The 1,104-nt window shown below is 57.2% G+C and carries 1 protein-coding gene; it reads right to left on the bottom strand.

All coding sequences use genetic code 11. From position 1 onward, the window contains the following. The coding region (locus tag SJI00_RS22320; protein WP_322463850.1) for an immunoglobulin-like domain-containing protein at window positions 1-1,104 on the bottom strand (1,104 nt) is incomplete at both ends.

The raw sequence follows: 1,104 nt of genomic DNA, 5'->3' as shown, positions 1-1,104 counted from the left end.
GTTGCCGCCAGATACATCCTTGATGCTGTTGCTGACCGAGTCATGGCCGACGTACACATCATTGCTGACTGCTGTCGTTACAGTCCCGGAGCTCTGGCCAACGGCGATCGTGATGGTCTCGCCATTAGCGAGTTTTACGGTGACTGGGGCATTAGTGACCGGCGCGCTCACGGAAGCGGTATAGACAATCGAGCCGCCTTCGGCAACGGACGGTGTCGCGGTCAAAGTCACGGTCGAGGTGTCGACGGTGTCAGTGACAGCCGTAGTCACCGGAGTCTGGTTAGCAACCAGGTTTTCGTAATTACCGCCCGTAACAGTGGCGATGCTGTTATTCACAGCTGCGTGACCGACGTAGACGTCATTGGTAACCGGAGTGCTGACGGTGCCGGAGCTCTGGCCGACTGCGATGGTGATGGTCTCGCCATTGGCGAGCTTAACGGTAACCGGGGTATTGGTAACTGGAGCACTGACAGAAGCGGTATAAGTGATCGAGCCGCCTTCGGCCACCGAAGGAGTGGCAGTTAGAGTAACCGTCGAGGTATCGACCGTATCGGTGACAGCCGTAGTCACTGGAGTTTGGTTAGCAACCAGGTTTTCGTAATTACCGCCTGTAACGGTAGTGATGCTGTTGCTGACCGAGTCGTGGCCAACGTAGACGTCGTTGCTGACCGCCGTCGTTACAGTGCCGGAGCTCTGTCCAATCGCGATGGTGATGGTCTCGCCGTTGGCGAGTTTCACGGTGACCGGAGTGTTGGTGACCGGAGCGCTGACGGAAGCGGTGTAGACGATGGAGCCGCCTTCGGCCACTGATGGGGTGGCAGTCAGAATTACGGTCGAAGTGTCGATCGTGTCGGTCACAGTTGTTGTGACAGCAGTTTTGTTCGCAACCAGGCTTTCGTAGTTGCCGCCAGATACATCCTTGATGCTGTTGCTGACCGAGTCGTGACCGACGTATACGTCGTTGCTGACTGCTGTCGTTACAGTCCCGGAGCTCTGGCCAACCGCAATGGTGATGGTTTCGCCATTGGCGAGTTTCACAGTGACCGGCGTATTGGTGACTGGCGCGGTAACGGAGGCGGTGTAGACGATGGAGCCACCTTCGGT

This window comes from Pseudomonas gebzensis (genome assembly GCF_034427815.1).
Taxonomy (GTDB): Bacteria; Pseudomonadota; Gammaproteobacteria; order Pseudomonadales; family Pseudomonadaceae; genus Aquipseudomonas.
The sequence above is the reverse complement of the archived record's forward strand: the minus strand, read 5'-3'. Positions and strand labels throughout refer to the sequence as shown.